General features: G+C 61.8%; 17 protein-coding genes. 10 read left to right on the top strand and 7 right to left on the bottom strand.

Annotated elements, in window-relative coordinates:
• Window positions 1–86: 86 nt before the first annotated feature.
• Entirely contained in the window at window positions 87–1877 is a 1791-nt protein-coding gene (locus HV773_RS18810) for a nitrite/sulfite reductase (RefSeq protein ID WP_129564008.1), read from the top strand.
• A complete protein-coding gene (locus HV773_RS18805) occupies window positions 1874–2278 on the top strand; it encodes a DUF934 domain-containing protein (protein ID WP_129564007.1) in 405 nt (134 codons plus the stop codon). Before HV773_RS18810 ends, HV773_RS18805 begins: the two co-directional genes overlap by 4 nt.
• Window positions 2279–2283: 5 nt before the next feature.
• Here the strand turns inward: HV773_RS18805 and HV773_RS18800 are convergent, their stop codons facing one another.
• Together HV773_RS18800 and HV773_RS18795 are read right to left on the bottom strand one after the other, a co-directional pair.
• Complete coding sequence (locus HV773_RS18800) at window positions 2284–2415, bottom strand: hypothetical protein (protein WP_377729087.1); 132 nt, start codon at window positions 2413–2415, stop codon at window positions 2284–2286.
• Between the two features lie 51 nt (window positions 2416–2466).
• Entirely contained in the window at window positions 2467–3879 is a 1413-nt protein-coding gene (locus HV773_RS18795) for an aminotransferase-like domain-containing protein (protein WP_129564005.1), read from the bottom strand.
• A gap of 172 nt (window positions 3880–4051) precedes the next feature.
• Between HV773_RS18795 and cyoA the strand changes: the two genes are divergently transcribed.
• The 5 genes from cyoA (at window position 4052) to HV773_RS18765 (ending at window position 9198) form a co-directional block, all read left to right on the top strand.
• A complete protein-coding gene (gene cyoA / locus HV773_RS18790) occupies window positions 4052–5080 on the top strand; it encodes a ubiquinol oxidase subunit II (RefSeq protein ID WP_129564004.1) in 1029 nt (342 codons plus the stop codon).
• Between the two features lie 7 nt (window positions 5081–5087).
• The gene (cyoB, locus tag HV773_RS18785) at window positions 5088–7100 is read left to right on the top strand and encodes a cytochrome o ubiquinol oxidase subunit I (protein WP_129564003.1); all 2013 of its coding nucleotides are present in this window, start codon (window positions 5088–5090) and stop codon (window positions 7098–7100) included.
• 2 nt (window positions 7101–7102) lie between these two features.
• Window positions 7103–7714 (top strand): cytochrome o ubiquinol oxidase subunit III, encoded by a 612-nt coding sequence (cyoC, locus tag HV773_RS18780; protein WP_129564002.1) that lies wholly within the window; start codon window positions 7103–7105, stop codon window positions 7712–7714.
• Window positions 7711–8085, top strand: a complete 375-nt coding sequence (gene cyoD / locus HV773_RS18775) for a cytochrome o ubiquinol oxidase subunit IV (RefSeq protein WP_227875440.1) — start codon at window positions 7711–7713, stop codon at window positions 8083–8085. Before cyoC ends, cyoD begins: the two co-directional genes overlap by 4 nt.
• 798 nt (window positions 8086–8883) lie before the next feature.
• Complete coding sequence (locus HV773_RS18765; RefSeq protein ID WP_129564000.1) at window positions 8884–9198, top strand: helicase; 315 nt, start codon at window positions 8884–8886, stop codon at window positions 9196–9198.
• A 443-nt stretch (window positions 9199–9641) separates the two neighbouring features.
• Here the strand turns inward: HV773_RS18765 and HV773_RS18760 are convergent, their stop codons facing one another.
• The 5 genes from HV773_RS18760 to yfiR all read right to left on the bottom strand — a co-directional run bounded on the left by HV773_RS18760 (window position 9642) and on the right by yfiR (window position 14062).
• A complete protein-coding gene (locus tag HV773_RS18760) occupies window positions 9642–10286 on the bottom strand; it encodes a hypothetical protein (protein WP_129564464.1) in 645 nt (214 codons plus the stop codon).
• A 291-nt stretch (window positions 10287–10577) separates the two neighbouring features.
• Entirely contained in the window at window positions 10578–10940 is a 363-nt protein-coding gene (locus HV773_RS18755) for a translation initiation factor Sui1 (protein WP_129563999.1), read from the bottom strand.
• A gap of 563 nt (window positions 10941–11503) precedes the next feature.
• Entirely contained in the window at window positions 11504–12016 is a 513-nt protein-coding gene (gene yfiB / locus HV773_RS18750; protein WP_129564463.1) for an outer membrane lipoprotein YfiB, read from the bottom strand.
• Window positions 12017–12098: 82 nt separating this feature from the next.
• Window positions 12099–13367: a diguanylate cyclase DgcN/YfiN gene (gene dgcN / locus HV773_RS18745; protein WP_129563998.1), complete on the bottom strand. Its 1269-nt coding sequence runs from the start codon at window positions 13365–13367 to the stop codon at window positions 12099–12101.
• On the bottom strand, window positions 13364–14062 hold the full coding sequence (yfiR, locus tag HV773_RS18740) for a regulatory sequestration protein YfiR (protein ID WP_129563997.1): 699 nt from the start codon (window positions 14060–14062) through the stop codon (window positions 13364–13366). The genes dgcN and yfiR overlap by 4 nt, the downstream gene beginning before the upstream one ends.
• Here yfiR and HV773_RS18735 point away from each other — a divergent pair.
• Genes HV773_RS18735 through HV773_RS18725 form a run of 3 tightly spaced genes read left to right on the top strand, consistent with a single transcriptional unit; the run spans window position 14061 to window position 15875 of the window.
• The gene (locus HV773_RS18735) at window positions 14061–14294 is read left to right on the top strand and encodes a hypothetical protein (protein WP_129563996.1); all 234 of its coding nucleotides are present in this window, start codon (window positions 14061–14063) and stop codon (window positions 14292–14294) included. The two genes, yfiR and HV773_RS18735, sit on opposite strands and share 2 nt — an antisense overlap.
• Window positions 14295–14342: 48 nt before the next feature.
• A complete protein-coding gene (locus HV773_RS18730) occupies window positions 14343–15218 on the top strand; it encodes an SDR family oxidoreductase (RefSeq protein ID WP_129563995.1) in 876 nt (291 codons plus the stop codon).
• A 36-nt stretch (window positions 15219–15254) separates the two neighbouring features.
• Entirely contained in the window at window positions 15255–15875 is a 621-nt protein-coding gene (locus HV773_RS18725) for a cysteine hydrolase family protein (protein WP_129564462.1), read from the top strand.
• Window positions 15876–15907: the final 32 nt, after the last annotated feature.

The raw sequence follows: 15907 nt of genomic DNA, 5'->3' as shown, positions 1-15907 counted from the left end.
CGTCATCTGCTGCTTGAGGTGCCGGATGCGGCGCGATAAGGTCTTTGCTCCGTGTTCAACATCTGCCCGGTATTTTCGTAGCTAAAATGTATCGCTATAACGAATTCGACAGAGCCTTCGTGGCAAACCGTGCGGCCCAGTTCCGCGATCAGATCGAGCGCTGGCAAGACGGCACGCTGAGCGAGGACGCGTTCCGCCCGCTTCGCCTGCAAAACGGCTGGTACGTGCAACGGCACGCGCCAATGTTGCGCGTTGCGGTTCCCTATGGAGAGCTGTCGAGCGCGCAGCTTCGCGTGCTCGCCCGCATTGCCCGAGAGTATGACGAGCCTGAGGCAGAGGTCTACCGGAGTGCGCTGGAGGCGCAGCGCAAGCTCGGTACCGTGCGCCTGCCGGCACATCATGCGCACTTCACGACGCGTACCAATGTCCAATTCAATTGGATTCCGCTGTCGAAAGCCGCCGATGTGATGGACCTCCTCGCCACGGTCGACATGCACGGCATCCAGACGAGCGGCAATTGCATCCGCAACATCTCCTGCGATGAGCGCGCAGGCGTTGCGCCGGACGAGATCGCCGACCCGCGGCCCTTTGCCGAAATCATGCGCCAGTGGACAACACTGCATCCCGAGTTCGCGTTCCTCCCACGCAAGTTCAAGATCGCAATTACAGGCGCAACGGAAGATCGTGCCGCAACGGGGTGGCACGACGTGGGTCTGCGGCTCGTCCAGGACGCAAGCGGCCAGTTGGGCTTTCGCGTAGCGGTAGGCGGGGGCATGGGCCGTACGCCTGTTATCGGTGTGGTCCTGCGTGAGTTCCTGCCGTGGCGGCAGATCATGAACTACATTGAGGCAGTCGTACGCGTGTACAACCAGTTTGGCCGGCGCGACAACAAGTACAAGGCGCGCATCAAGATACTGGCGAAGGCTGAAGGGCAGCGCTTCATCGACGAAGTCGAAGAAGAGTTTCGCCAGATCGTGGAGTGCGACGGTGGCCCGCACACCATTGCGCAGGCCGAGTTCGACCGCATGAGCAAGTATTTCGCTGTGCCGCCGCAAGCAGCCGCAGGCCGCCCCGTAGATCCTGCCGCTGCCGCTGCGCTGCAAATTGCTGCCCGGCAAACGCCGAAACTGCAGCGCTGGCTGGAGCGCAACGTCGCGCCGCACAAGGACCCGTCGATGCGCATCGTCACCCTCTCCTTCAAGCGCCTGTTGCAGGCGCCCGGCGACGCGTCGGCAGAGCAGCTCGAACGCGTGGCGGATCTCGTGGACCGCTTCTCTGCGGGAGAAGCGCGCGTCACGCACACGCAGAACATCGTGCTGCCGTGGGTCCATGCCGGCGACCTGCTGTCGCTCTGGCAAGCCGCCGTCGACGCTCAGCTCGCGAGCGCCAACGTGCATCTGCTCACCGATATGATCTCCTGCCCCGGCGGTGACTTTTGCGCACTCGCCAACGCACGCTCGCTGCCCATTGCGCAGAGCATCATGGAGCGCTACCAGGACATCGACGAACTCAATGATATCGGCGAGATCGACCTGCATATCAGCGGCTGCATCAATTCGTGCGGCCATCATCACAGCGGGCATATCGGCATACTCGGCGTCGATAAGGACGGCGCTGAGTGGTACCAGATCACGCTTGGCGGCGCAGACGGCTCGGCGCGCAGCGGCGACGCACGACCCGGCAAGGTCATCGGCCCGTCGTTTGCAGCGCACGAAGTGACCGATGCCGTCGACGCGGTAATCGGCTGCTATCTGGCGCTGCGCGAGCAGAAAAGCGAACGCCGCGAGACGTTCATCGAAACCGTGCGCCGCGTGGGGCTCGAACCCTTCAAGGCCGCCGCGGACGCGGTGCGCGCAACGACGGAGTACACGGTATGACGAATGCTTCGCGTATCCGGCTTCTAAGCGCCCAGGAACACGCCGACGATCAAGCGGCAGCCGTACTGACCATGCCTAACGACGCGGACCTGCTCGCGCATGCCGCCGAAATCTCAGGAGCCACGCGCATCGAGCTGCAGTTCCCGACCTTCACTGACGGGCGCGCCTTCACCCAGGCCTATCTCGTCAGACGTCGGTTAGGTTTTCGCGGCGATTTGCGCGCGACGGGTGAGGTGCTCGTCGATCAACTGCTTCAGATGGAGCGCATGGGCTTTTCCAGCGCCGTGTTGAGCGAAGGCGTTTCCGTCGAGGATGCGCTTCGGCAACTCGAACGCTTTCCGGCGTTCTATCAGGGCGATGTGCTGCGTGAAGCGCCCTGGCGCGGACCGGCGTCACGTTGACGGTGTCATCGTAAGTGCGCGCCCGCAAGTGTTGAAACGCCGACGATATCGGGCGAACGGGCAGCGGCCACATCTGGCGTCACGAAGTGCTGGCCGATCTCGACTTCGAAGCCCACATCCGCGAGTGCAACGGCCACGACGCACGCCCCGCGGTCGTGGCCGTCCTGGCCGAGCTGCGTGATGCCAACTCAGACGATCACCTGCGCGTGCATCGAGCGATCGCGGGCGAGCAGCGTGGAAAGCCGCCGCAGCGCGGCCTGCAGTTGCACGCGATCGGCGGTCGCGCCAAGCGAGATGCGGATCGCGTTCGCTATGCCCGCCCCCTGTTCGAATGCGGTGGATGGCGCCAGGGCAAGACCTTCGGTGCTCGCGGCCGCTGCGAGTTCGCGCGCCTGCCAGTAGCTCGGCAGCGTGTACCAGAGATGAATTCCCTCGCTCTGGAGCGAGCCGAGCATCTGTGCGGCCATGCTCTGGCGCGCGCGCGCCTCCGCGCTTACACCTTCGAAGATCTGCGCGGCCACGCCGTCTTCGATCCATTGCATGGCGAGCGCGTTAGCGAGCGGCGCCGCCATCAGCGAAAAGGTGCGCAGGGCGCTCAGGACGCGCGCGCGCGACGCGCTGTCGGGCATCACCAGAAAGGCCGTGCGCAAACCGGGCGAGAGTACTTTCGAGAGCGTCGAGACATAGCAGACTTGCGACGGCGCAAGGCGCGCGAGCGGGGGCGGCGCGTCGGTTGCGAAGCGCCAGTACGGATCGTCCTCGACGATGCGCAGACTGTAGCGCGCAGCCACTCGCAGGATGTCGAGGCGCCGCGCCTCGGACATGGTCGCGCCGGTGGGGTTCTGCAGCGTTGGATTGAGGTACAGCAGCCGCGCACCGTGCAGGCCGTCCATGTCGTTCAGACGACACGCGGCTTCGAGCGCGTCGGGCCGCATGCCTTCGGCGTCCGTAGCTACGGTTTCGATGCGACGCCCCAACTGCTCGACCGCGTGCGGCAGCCCCGGATAGATGAGCGGCTCGCTCAGGACCGCGTCGCCTGGCCCAGTCAGCGCGAGGATGAGCGCTGCCAGCGCCGCCTGGGCGCCGGGGCACACCGTCAGTCGCGCCGGATCGACCGCGCCAAGCAGCGGCCCGAGCCACTTCGCGCCTGCCGCGCAATCGGCCGAGCTGCCGCCGCCGATGTGATAGGTCATCAACAGATCGGCGTCGCTGCGCAGCAGCAGGCGCGAAAGGCCTTCGCGCAGCAGCGCGTCGGTGTCGATGCCCGCAGGCTGCGGTGGAATGTTCATGCTCAGGTCCACGCGCTGGGCGAGTTCCGCGCGCGGCGCCGAGATGAACGTGCCGAGCGGCCCGCGCGCCTCGATCAGGCCGCGCCGCCGCGCTTCGTTGAAGCCGCGCGTCACGGTGGTCAGGTCCACGCCGAGCAGGGCTGCAAGCGAGCGCTGCGCTGGCACGCGCTCGCCGGGTGCCAGCGTGCCTTCGGCCACCGCGAGCTCAATGAAATCGACGAGCCGTAGGTAGCGCGGCCCGCTGCCGACCTGTAGCGCCGCGACCCATGCCGACGCGTCCTTGTCCGGATCGATCCTATCTTTTGGTGTCATTTTGTCGCAGATGTAGGTGCCATGTCTTACTCTAGCATGCAGACACGAAGCGCGTAAATCCATACATAAAAGCTATGTATGGCTCTTCGGACGGCAGTGTCTGGTTGTCGCCGTGACGGTGATATGAGCACGTATGGATGGGTTTGCGCGATCGTCAACCATGGAACCCAACATGCGCTACGCCATTGCTCGCAACGCTCAGGAAGGGCCGGACATTGAAGCCGGCCCGCAGCATTCCCAATCCACCCGCATACGTTCATTCGTCCAGCGTCCGATCCGCAGTGCAGTGGTGCTCGCGGCAGCCGGCGCGCTAGCGCTGCTCGGCGGCTGCAGTTCCGTGCTGCTCGACCCGAAAGGCGACATCGGCGTGCAGGAGAAGAACCTCATCCTTATCGCGCTCGGCCTGATGCTGCTCGTGGTGATCCCCGTGATCGCGCTCACGCTTTGGTTCGCGTGGCGCTATCGCGCGTCCAATACTGGCGCGACCTATGCGCCGAAGTGGGCTCATTCGACCGCCATCGAAGTCGTGGTGTGGTCGATTCCCTGCGTGATCGTGCTCACGCTCGGTGTGCTGATCTGGCGCACGACGCACTCGCTCGATCCGTACAAGCCGATCGAGTCGCAGCAAAAACCAATCCGCGTGGATGTAGTCGCGCTGAACTGGAAGTGGCTCTTCATCTATCCGGATTACGGCGTCGCCTCGGTGAATCAGTTGGTGATTCCGGTGGACACACCCGTGTCGTTCCGCCTGACCGCCGACTCGCTCATGAACTCGTTCTTCATTCCGCAGCTCGGCAGCCAGGTCTATGCGATGTCGGGCATGCAAACGCAACTGCATCTGATCGCCAACCTGCCCGGCACCTATGCGGGCCGCTCGGCGGCGTTCAGTGGACCGGGGTTCTCGGACATGCATTTCGACACGCTGGCCACGAGCCGCACCGACTTCGAAGCATGGATCGCACACGCGAAAGCCTCGCCCGCAGTGCTGAGCCGTGGTGCCTACGCGCAACTCGCGCAGCCGGGCGAAAAGACGCCCGTCACCCTCTATTCCAACGTCGCTCCTGGCCTCTTCGACGGCGTAGTCGGCCAGTACATGCGCGACGTACATGGCAATCCGATTTGCGGCACGGGCGCGAACGTTCCCGCACTCACCCTTGAACGCAGTGGGGCACGCGCGCCCGCCATCCTCGCAGCGGAGTAATCAGATCATGTTCGGAAAACTCACGCTCGGTGCCGTTCCTTGGCACGAGCCGATCATCATGGGCACGGGCGCCGCAGTGGCGCTCGGCGGCCTTGCCTTGCTCGCCGCGATCACGATCGCAGGGAAGTGGGGCTATCTGTGGCGCGAGTGGATCACCTCGGTGGACCACAAGCGCATTGGCATCATGTACATCGTGCTCGCGGTCGTCATGTTGCTGCGCGGTTTCGCCGACGCAATCATGATGCGCGTGCAGCAGGCAATCGCCTTTAACGACGCGGCGGGCTATCTACCGCCACATCACTACGATCAGATCTTTACGGCGCACGGCGTCATCATGATCTTCTTCGTAGCCACTCCGCTCATTCTCGGGCTGATGAACGTGGTCGTGCCGCTTCAGATCGGCGCGCGCGACGTGGCATATCCGTTCGTGAACTCGCTCTCCTACTGGCTCTCGGTGGTGGGCGCGGTGCTGGTGATGGTCTCGATGTTCGTTGGCGACTTCGCCGCGACAGGCTGGGTCGCGTATCCGCCACTCTCGGAGCTTGGCTACAGCCCGACAGTCGGTGTGGACTACTACATATGGTCTTTGCAGCTATCAGGCCTTGGCACAACGCTCTCGGGCATCAACTTCATCGTGACAATCCTGCGCATGCGCGCGCCCGGCATGAACCTCATGAAGATGCCTGTATTTGTGTGGACGGCATTCATTACCAACATCCTGATCGTCGCGGTGTTCCCGGTACTCACCGGCACGCTCGCGCTGCTCACGATGGACCGCTATCTCGACATGCATTTCTTCACGAACGAGCTCGGCGGAAATGCAATGATGTACATCAACCTGATCTGGGTATGGGGCCACCCCGAGGTATATATCCTGATCCTGCCTGCATTCGGTGCCTTTTCAGAGATCATCGCTACATTCTCGGGCAAGCCGCTGTTCGGCTATAAATCGATGGTGTACGCGACGGCCTCGATCGGCATCCTTTCGTTCTTCGTGTGGCTCCATCACTTCTTCACGATGGGCTCAGGTGCGAATGTCAATGCGTTCTTCGGCATTATGACCACGATCATCTCGATCCCGACCGGCGTGAAGCTGTTCAACTGGCTCTTCACGATGTATCGCGGTCGCATCCGCTATCACAGCGCCACGCTCTGGACCATCGGCTTCATGGTGACCTTCGCCGTGGGCGGCATGACGGGCGTGCTCCTTGCCGTACCGGGCGCGGACTTCGTGCTGCACAACTCATTATTTCTCGTCGCGCACTTCCATAACGTGATCATCGGCGGCGTGGTGTTCGGTTGTCTTGCTGGCATCAGCTTCTGGTTCCCGAAGGTGTTCGGTTTCACGCTCGACGAATTCTGGGGCAAGGTGTCGTTCTGGTGTTGGCTGATCGGTTACTGGCTCGCGTTCACGCCGCTCTACATCCTTGGCTTCGAGGGCATGACGCGCCGCATGAATCACTACGCGGTGCCCGGATGGCACCCGTGGCTCGTGGTGGCGCTTGTGGGCGCGGTGTTCGTGGGCCTCGGCATCCTCTCATTCATCGTGCAGCTTTACGTGAGCATTCGCAACCGCGATGCGCTCCGCGACGTCACCGGCGACCCATGGGACGGCCGCAGCCTCGAATGGTCGACGGCCTCGCCCGCTCCGTTCTACAACTTCGCCGTGTTGCCGGACATCACCTCGATGGAGCAGCACTGGGACAATAAGGAAGCGGGCCGAGCATATGTACAGCCGCTCACCTATGAAGACATTCACATGCCGCGCAACACGGGTGCGGGCTTCATCATCGCCGCGTTCAGCCTGCTGTTCGGTTTCGCCGCTGTATGGCACATGTGGCCGTTCGCAGCGTTGGGGCTCGCCGGCATGATCGCCACCTTCATCGTGCGCAGCTACGACCAGGACGTCGATTATTGGGTGCCGGCTGCGGAGGTAGCGCGCATCGAAAATGCGCGCTTCAGCCAGCTCGACATCGCTATGCGTTCCGAACAACCCGAGCAAATCGAGGAGATGGCCTAACCATGGCACACGCTGCTACCACTCATGCCCATGGGCACGGCCACGATCACAGTCACGACGATGGCACCAAAACCACGCTGGGGTTCTGGATCTACCTGATGAGCGACTGCCTCATCTTCGCGACGCTCTTCGCCACCTTCGGCGTGCTCGCGAATGCGACGGCAGGCGGTCCCAGCGGCAGGCAGCTCTTTGAACTGCCCTACGTGCTCGGCGAAACGCTGCTGCTGCTCGCGAGCAGCGTAACGTTCGGCATGGCGATGCTGGGCCTGCATGCGCAGCGCCGCGCGCAGGTCATTCTCTGGCTCGCGATCACGTTTGCGTTTGGCACAGGCTTCGTTGGCATGGAGGTGAACGAGTTCGCGAAGCTCATTGCCGATGGCGCGGGCCCGCATACGAGCGCATATCTTTCAGCTTACTTCACATTGGTTGGCACACACGGTCTACACGTCACGGCCGGCCTGCTGTGGATTGTGATCATGATGCATCAGACCTGGAAGTTCGGGCTCACTGATGCGACCCGCCGCCGTCTCGCGTGCCTGAGCCTGTTCTGGCACTTCCTGGATCTCGTGTGGATCTGCGTTTTCACCTTCGTCTATCTGCGAGGCATGCTGTGACCCAAGCTCACGCCACACACCCAATCGACCATGACGACGCGCACGGCAGCCTCAAGGGCTACATGGTCGGCACAATCCTGTCGCTCGTGCTCACGCTCGCGTCCTTTGGCGTGGTCATATTTCATCTCGTATCGCCCGGGGTAGGGCTCGCGGCCATCGTCGTGCTGTGCATCGCGCAACTCGTCGTGCAGCTAGTGTATTTCCTGCATATCGGCGCCTCGCGCAGCCAGCGAGCGAACACCGGCATCTTCGTGTGCACGGCGCTCCTGATCGCGGTGATCGTCGGGCTTTCGCTGTGGGTCATGCATAACGCAAACGTCAACATGATGCCCACGCAAATGAGCGTCGATCGCGCGATGGCGCACGACTGACACAACGCTGGCAACGCACTGGCGCGCCGCGCCTTGCCTCAAGTGGCGCCCAGTACGCTTGCCTGCCTGTGCACGCCCGCGAAGACGATATAGCGTTTCAGGCAGCGGTGGATTTCCTTGTTCGACAGGCCTTCCTTCGTCCCTCGATCGACGTAGGCCCGGCGCATCCGAACTGAGGCTAGCCCAAATTCCGTCCCGGTTTCAGCTGGAAATTTCCGGCTCATATCCCGCGCTACATGACAGCATCAACTTTCAGAACATGCGGTACTCGAGAGGGGCTTCGCAGTAACGTACTAGATGAGCCGATATATGCGCTGCGCGGTGTGACCAAACCGATTGGCGTGGCCGGGTGACAGAAAATGCGCGCAGCGCCACCATCGCTGGAGATCATCCTGCCAACCATCGATCAGATTGAGGCTGGGCTGCGCCCCGAGCTGCCGGAGGGAATGCGAGGGCAACAGCCCGGACGGAGGACGTTTGAGCTGCGTTAGAGCAGAACGTGTGAATGCAGGCATTATCCCCTTGAATATAGCTTTCAAGTCGTCATGCGGCTCCAGGCATTCAGATGATGCGCCCTGAGCGTCAACCCGTCTCTCAAGCAGGCTTGCCAGATTGCGGTGAGTATCCGCGTACGACGGGTCAAGCTCAAGGCAGCGCTCATAGCTTTCAGCGCCGTCAAGCCGCCCTGGTTCCCCAAGGGCAACGGCCCGCTCTCCAAGGTTGAAATGCTCCAGAGATATCAGGCCGGTCGCAATTACGCCCACTGTTAGAATGGCTGCCTTTTTTCAGGAGACGCAAATGTCCTGGTTCATCTATGAAGTGCCGGAATACAACGAAGACGGGGCGCGCATCGAACCCTTCAGCGACCTGCGTAGCCGCGTCGTGAAACTAAGTGGGCAGGCAATGGCTGACGAACTGGAAAGCGTCCGGGAGAACGCCGCAACGACGGCGGACACGCCCACGCACCCGCTGCGCACGGCGGAAAACCCTCACGTATTTCCAATCCCCTATGCCGACTCCATGATCCTGGTTGGGTTTATCTTCGAACTGAAGCGCGAGTTCCGGCAGCTGGTGGTGTCACCCGTGGAAATGCCCTGGCTCAAGGACGCGTAGAAAACGAGACAATCGAAGCAACCCCAAACCTGAGAGGCGAGCTACACGGCGGCGGCACCATGTCGCGAAGCCGCTCCACGGACTATGGACGGCTGATTCCGGTTCTTCAATTCTGCAACCGCTCCGCGATGCAGATCGTTGACGATCCGTACGGCAGTAACGAACGGCCGAATTTGGTCGATTGATCCAGCCAGCAAATTGAACTTGTCCGTGCTTCGCTCGTAGACTGGTCATCGCTCAAACGCCTATACGGGTGGAAGTTCCCCGACATGCAATGGACCCATACGAGCGAAGCAGGCCTTCGTACCGCCCCGGTGGTTCGATCCAGCAGTGGGACTTGCCAGCGCAGCCGGGAAGCCGGGAAGCCGGGAAGCCGGGAAGCCGGGAAGCCGGGAAGCGTTACTTTGCCTCGGGAACCGAGCGCCCAAAAATCGAAAGACCGCTTAGCTCTGGATATTTTCCTCGCAATCCTTCCAGTACCGCAGCGGATCCAGATGTCGCGGGTAGTGTGAGTTGAGCCACACTGTCAGCCTGCTCCAATCCGGATGATTGGTACCAGATTTAGCAGACCAGATTGATGATCTCTCGAGAATCTGGCTGTTTGCACGATCACGGACTACCAGGCTACCCAGTCCAGTTGAACTGTTCGCCTGCGACTCAACCAGATAGCGCGGCAGAATCCTGAGTTCAGCGTCCTCGGCCCACCCGTACAAGGCACGGACCACGCCCGAGGAATCTCGCAACTCTATGGGCCCACTTTTCGGGCGAACGGCTGTCCATCCTTCAGGAAATTCGGCGACAACCTCGTTTTCCCCCTCACGCACCCACTTCATGCGCCATGCCCGCGCCATCGCCTCGCGCATGCGGGAGACCGACTCGTAGCCAGCAGGCAACTCGATCGCTACCGGGAGAGTGATGAGATTGTCTTTCCAGAGTTTGGCTTCGTCGTCGACGCGCTCGACCTCGGCGAACGCCCCTGATTCGAATGGGTTCTCGGGCCGGCTCGACACCCTCACGTTCCCGCTGGGTAGTCCTTCGAAGAGTCGTTCAGCATCATGACGCGTAAGTTTCGCCTTTCCTTTCTTCATTTGTCCCTCTTCAGCATGATTGTCTTGCCAATGCACCGCGCTGAAAAACCAGCTCAGGCGCGTTTCAACGAGCCACATTTTGCGCTATTCGCTTGATCGCATTACCCCGAGGTACTGGCGCGGCTTGTGGCGCCATCCCTGCCCCCGGATATCGGATGAATCATCCACAAAGAGCCCTGAACGACGCCGGGCAACTCCATCTCGTGAGATGACCTTCGTGAATTGACGATAGCTGGCTGTTGCTGCCCATGCGCGGTCTATTGAGCCTCTCGGCCGCCGCCCACTGATAAATTAGCCCCCGGCCCGCTTCGCACTATGGCCGGACTTTTTGAGTTCTTCGAGGACGCGGTCGCAATGGTCGCCCTGCACTTCAATCACGCCATCCTTGACCGTTCCACCCGAGCCGCAGGCCGCACGCAACTGCTTCCCCAGCAAGGCCAGGCCAGCGGGGTCAAGCGCCAACCCCTTAACGATCGTCACGCTCTTCCCGCCCCGACCTTTGGTCTCGCGAACCACCCGTGCAACGCCGTCGCCTACCTGTCGTGTACTGGCGATCGTCCTGCAAACGCATTGCGCGAGAACCCGCCTGCAATCGGGACACATCCGCCCGCCGTCAGTGGAATAAACGAGGCCCCCTTTCGCACTGCTCTTCATGATTGGCTTACTAAAAGACATCCAGGTCGATAATCAATGAGTTTAGCAGGTGGCGTCTGCCCCTTCCTGCTACGTCTAATCTCTTTCCGAACTTCTGGGTCCGCCGGCAGATTCAACCGGTCGATGCAACAGCTTGATGAACATTCATTCGTGTTGGTGCGGCGGCACTATTCCCAACCAGGGTCCAACAATTCCTTACGGCCGCCCGCAAATTCGCCCACGACTACTGTCGGCGTCCAATAGAGGCTCACATTGATAATCCAGCCAATACGCAGTTGACCTCCGCGGATATTTTCTCCAGTTAGGCAACCCCCTCGGCGTTGAGGATCTCAGGTTTTCACGCACAGTTTTACAAGAAGGAACAAAAGCCCGAAGCGCATTATCACCTTAACGTCAACGGCTAATTAGATTCGTAGAATGCATTGGCATCCTGATCAATTGACAATATTGGCTGCGGCAACAACGGTCCATTGATGCGCCGTTCTCCCGCGCCATTACTCTCGCGACCATGCTTACCGGGCGGATGCCGGTTGGAACCGCCACAAGCGAAACACCGCGCCGGCTCAGCGCGGTGAGACGACAATTGCGACCCGGCGGTTTTGTGCGCGGCCGGCTTCCGTGCGGTTGTCGCCAACCGGGTCGCGCTTGCCTTTCCCAGCGATTTCGACGTGTTCGGCAGGAAGGCCGGTGTCGACGAGTTCGAGCGCCACGATCTCGGCGCGGCGTCTGGACAACTCGAGGTCATAGGCGTTTGAGCCCTCCGCATCGCTGTAGCCATAGACGCGCACGCTGTTGAGCCCCGCCGACGTAAGCGTGCGGCCAATCCGCTCGACAGTCCGGCGGACGTCAGGCTTGAGGTTATAGCGATCGAAGTCGAACAGGATGGGGCCGGTCAAGCCGAACTCGAAGCCCTGCTCGGTCTCCTCGAATCCCGCAGACGTGAGTACCTGGACCTGCTTGTGCGTCAGACCGCGGTAAAGCGGCGGCGTCTTGCAGCCCCCAAGCAGCAAACACAGGAGCAGTGCGCTCACAATACCTGATCGCCAGATCCTTGCAGGAAACGAGTGCTTGTTCATCGCATTCTCCTCGAGCGCGCCGGCTTCGCGCGCGCTGTTGCTAATCCTTGCGACGCTCCGGCTGCTGCGCCATGCCATCGCGTCAAGCCGGTCCAGCAATACCTTCGGCGAACTGCCACGAACCCGGTCGCGCGCGCTTGGCCCGATACATCGCCGCATCTGCAGCGCGCAGCAGGCCGTTCGCGTCGCACGCGTGATCGGGATACAGTGCAATCCCGATGCTCATCATGGCGGCGACCGTGCGGCCATCGGACAACGTGATCGACAGCGTCATGCCGGACAGGATGTCCTCGGCAATACGGGCGGCGCTGGCCAGTTCGCGCATCGGCGCCAGCATCACGGCGAATTCGTCGCCGCCGAGCCGTGCCACCAGATCGACCTCGCACAATTGCGTACGCAGCCGTGCCGCGATGCCGATCAGCACCGCGTCGCCCGCGTCATGGCCGAAGCAGTCGTTGATCTCTTTGAAACGGTCACAGTCGAGATAGAGAACGGCGACTCGCTGGTCCGTCACCGTGGCTTCGCTGAGAGCGCACTTGAGGCGAGCTTCGAACTGCAAGCGGTTGGGCAGGCCAGTGAGCGCATCGTGGGTTGCCTTGTGTTCGAGCGACGCGTTTTCGTCGCGCAGGTGGTTTTGCCAGTCTTCGAATTCATCGAGCAAGGCGTTGAAGTCGTCGCCGAGCTGATTCAGTTCAGCAATCGCAGCGGGCTTGACGCGCCGCTCGAACGCGCGTTCGCGCCGCACTGCGTGGGCGACACCGGCCAGCGCGCCCAGCGGGGCGACAATATTGCGCACCACGCGCTTCGAACTGACATAGGCGCCAAGTACGCTAACGGCGAGGCAGGCCAGGATACCGCCGACGCCTCCGAGCAGGAAGCCGAAGAACTGATGCCCCTGGCCGCGCACTTCGACGTAACCGACGACGATGCCGTCGTGCAGCACCGGTACGGTCACGGGTCCGGGCAGCGCAACGTCGGCGACTGCCCGCTCGAGCCGGGCGATCGCACTGGCGGCTGGCGTCTGCCATGCCGCGAACGGCCGGCTCCTGCTATCCGTGACAACGATCTCAGCCACGTCCTCTTCTTTGGCGATCAGCTCGATCGCCTGGGCCGCTGCGACACGGTCGCCGAACACCAACGCCGCCTCAACCGTATAGCCGAGGGAGCGTGCCAGCAGGTTCAGGTTGTTGCCGGAATAGGCCCGCAATGCGATCACAGCGACCATGATCAATGACACCGTGGCCATTGTGACGGCGACGAACGCCAGACGCAGGTGCGCGCGGCGCAATACGGCTTGCAGCGTCGGGCGCGGCGTCGGCGGAGGGGAAACGGGGGGTGCGGGCTGTGTCATGGCATCACCGGCCGCCGCGCCAGGTTGAGTACATTCGGGTGGACTCGTACGCCGCTGCGCGCCACGGCATCGAGATTGATATCGAACGTGACGCGTTCGCCGTCGATAGTGAGACAGAACATGCTGCCTGCGGTACAAGACGGATCGTGCTCCGCAATCGTCAGGACAGGATGGCCTGCCACGGCAGCGCTTACCTGCTGTCGCTCGGTGTTGCTCAGTTCGCCAAGATAGACGACCTGGCAGGTTGCGCCGAGGGTGGAATCATTAAACTCGACGTGCTGTACGTCGAGCGGCGTCGAGCCGGCCTGCAGCGTGTCGACGAAGCCCTGCGCGTAGTTGGGCCGGCCCGTCACGCACAGGTGCAGGCGCGCGGGCGGCGTCGGCCAGCGTGTAAAGCTGATGATGCCCAGCACGACCTGGCGCACGGCTGCGTCGCGTGGCGGAATGGGGAGATCGGTACGGCTCGCGCCAGTAACGGCGTGCGTCGTGCTGGCTGGGTCGACTGTATTGGCGGGTATCACGGCGGGCACGGCCGGCGCCGCGCCCAGCGCGCAAGCCAGTGCAAGCAAGACATGGCGAAGCAAGGCCGACCGGCCAGGCCGGCCAGACGTCCCCAGCGCGGCGTTCTCCGTCGCGCACCTTGGTGTTATTGCAGACGCACGACAGGCACCCGCCGCGCGCACGCTCGCATTCATGATGAAAACACTTGTTGGCGTCGATCCGCGCGCGGCCTTCTGGCTCCCGCCGTTTGCGGGCCTGCAACAGCTTGCGCGCATAGAAATTCATCTTAGGCGCAAAATCAAACAATCAACCAGTTGCCAACACCTGTCTGCGTTGTGGACATCGACGATTGCCGCTTTGCAGCGAATTGATCTGCACATTGGCGGGTCAAACCCGTCGGTGCGGGGCGTCGTGAAGCGCGCCTGAGGCGCAGCGTAGCTAGCGCATACCAGCGCAAGAAGTGAGGAGATGACCATGGACCTTGCCGGCAAGACAATTTTCATGTCCGGTGGCAGCCGGGGTATCGGACTTGCCATTGCACTACGCGCAGCACGCGACGGAGCCAACGTCGTGATTGCAGCGAAAACGGCAGACCCGGACCCGCGGCTCGACGGCACGATCCATACGGCCGCCGCTGCAGTGGAAGCGGCTGGCGGAAATGCGCTTCCACTCGTCGTCGACATTCGCGATGAGGAGCGCGTAAAGGACGCCGTTGCCAGGACCATTGAGGTATTCGGCGGTATCGACATACTCGTGAACAATGCGAGTGCGATCCGCCTGACTGGAACGCTGAATACACCCGTCAAGCGGTACGACCTGATGCACGGGGTGAACGGCAGGGGCACATTTGTCTGTGCGCAGGCCTGTCTGCCTCACCTGCTCAATGCACCTAATCCGCACATCCTGACGCTGTCACCCCCGCTGGTCACAGACGCAAAGTGGTTCAAGGATTTCCCGGCATACGCCATTGCAAAATACACGATGAGCCTGTTCACGCTGGCGCTCGCTGGCGAGTTCAAGGACCGTGGCGTCGCCGTGAATTCACTGTGGCCACGAACCGCGATTGCGACTGCCGCCGTGCGAAACGAGATCGGCGGCGCGAAGATGATTGCTGCGTGCCGCAAACCGGAGATCGTTGCTGACGCAGCCCACTATATTTTGACGCGCCCATCGAGAGAGTCCTCCGGAAAGTTCTTTCTGGACGACGAAGTTCTATTGGCGGCTGGTGTCCGCGACTTCTCGCAATACGACATCGAGGCTGGCGCGGCATTGCAGACAGATCTGTTCGTTGAGGCCTTGCCGGGCATGCTACAGGCGGACAATCTGATAAAGACTGCGAAGCCTTCGTGAGATTCGTTGACCACACGAGAGCCACCGGTCAATCTTATGGGTTGTCGCGTTAAGGGCGAATGGGCGATTAGGCGCCCGAAAGGAGATGTGCAAATGGAGGCAATCGCGCCGGCGCGAACCGCGCTTGTCGTCATGCATTATCAGACCGACATTCTCGGGCTCTTTCCATCGGTGGCGCCGGACTTGCTGGCCAATACGCGTAAACTCTGCGACGCGGCACGGGCCAAAGGCATCGGCGTTTATTTCGCCAATCTGCGGTTCAGCCCGGGCTATCCGGAAGTCAGCCCGTTGAACAAGAATGGACAGGGCATCAAGCAACTGGGCCGCTTTGTCGACGACCGGATCGCGCCGGAGTTGGGCCAGCAGGCCAATGAACCGCTCATCGTCGCGCACCGCGCCAGCGTGTTCTTCGGCACCGATCTGGAGGTGCGACTTTCGGCACAAGGCGTCGATTCGCTGATCATGGTCGGCATCGCGTCGACCGGTGTGGTGTTGTCTTCGGTCGCGTATGCAAGCGATGCGGACTTCCGTCTGTACACGGTCAAGGAATGTTGTTACGACCCGGATCAGGTCGTGCATGAACACCTGTTCGCCACCGCATTCGATTCGCGCACAACCGTGCTGTCGCTCGGGGAAGTCTTGCGGCTGCTCGCCTAGACGTTCGATGCGGCCGGCTTATAGGCGCGCGC

It is taken from the genome of Paraburkholderia caffeinitolerans (genome assembly GCF_902859945.1).
In the GTDB taxonomy this organism is placed as follows: Bacteria; Pseudomonadota; Gammaproteobacteria; order Burkholderiales; family Burkholderiaceae; genus Paraburkholderia; species Paraburkholderia caffeinitolerans.
The sequence above is the reverse complement of the archived record's forward strand: the minus strand, read 5'-3'. Positions and strand labels throughout refer to the sequence as shown.

What these genes read in the sequence shown, in the direction of transcription:
- cyoC (WP_129564002.1), top strand. Translation starts at nt 7,103, where the DNA reads ATGGCACACGCTGCTACCACTCATGCCCATGGGCACGGCCACGATCAC.
- HV773_RS18765 (WP_129564000.1), top strand. Translation starts at nt 8,884, where the DNA reads ATGTCCTGGTTCATCTATGAAGTGCCGGAATACAACGAAGACGGGGCG.
- HV773_RS18725 (WP_129564462.1), top strand. Translation starts at nt 15,255, where the DNA reads ATGGGTTGTCGCGTTAAGGGCGAATGGGCGATTAGGCGCCCGAAAGGA.
- HV773_RS18760 (WP_129564464.1), bottom strand. Translation starts at nt 10,286, where the DNA reads ATGAAGAAAGGAAAGGCGAAACTTACGCGTCATGATGCTGAACGACTC.
- HV773_RS18795 (WP_129564005.1), bottom strand. Translation starts at nt 3,879, where the DNA reads ATGACACCAAAAGATAGGATCGATCCGGACAAGGACGCGTCGGCATGG.
- yfiR (WP_129563997.1), bottom strand. Translation starts at nt 14,062, where the DNA reads ATGAATGCGAGCGTGCGCGCGGCGGGTGCCTGTCGTGCGTCTGCAATA.
- HV773_RS18755 (WP_129563999.1), bottom strand. Translation starts at nt 10,940, where the DNA reads ATGAAGAGCAGTGCGAAAGGGGGCCTCGTTTATTCCACTGACGGCGGG.
- dgcN (WP_129563998.1), bottom strand. Translation starts at nt 13,367, where the DNA reads ATGACACAGCCCGCACCCCCCGTTTCCCCTCCGCCGACGCCGCGCCCG.
- yfiB (WP_129564463.1), bottom strand. Translation starts at nt 12,016, where the DNA reads ATGAACAAGCACTCGTTTCCTGCAAGGATCTGGCGATCAGGTATTGTG.
- cyoA (WP_129564004.1), top strand. Translation starts at nt 4,052, where the DNA reads ATGCGCTACGCCATTGCTCGCAACGCTCAGGAAGGGCCGGACATTGAA.
- HV773_RS18735 (WP_129563996.1), top strand. Translation starts at nt 14,061, where the DNA reads ATGATGAAAACACTTGTTGGCGTCGATCCGCGCGCGGCCTTCTGGCTC.
- HV773_RS18805 (WP_129564007.1), top strand. Translation starts at nt 1,874, where the DNA reads ATGACGAATGCTTCGCGTATCCGGCTTCTAAGCGCCCAGGAACACGCC.
- cyoB (WP_129564003.1), top strand. Translation starts at nt 5,088, where the DNA reads ATGTTCGGAAAACTCACGCTCGGTGCCGTTCCTTGGCACGAGCCGATC.
- HV773_RS18810 (WP_129564008.1), top strand. Translation starts at nt 87, where the DNA reads ATGTATCGCTATAACGAATTCGACAGAGCCTTCGTGGCAAACCGTGCG.
- HV773_RS18730 (WP_129563995.1), top strand. Translation starts at nt 14,343, where the DNA reads ATGGACCTTGCCGGCAAGACAATTTTCATGTCCGGTGGCAGCCGGGGT.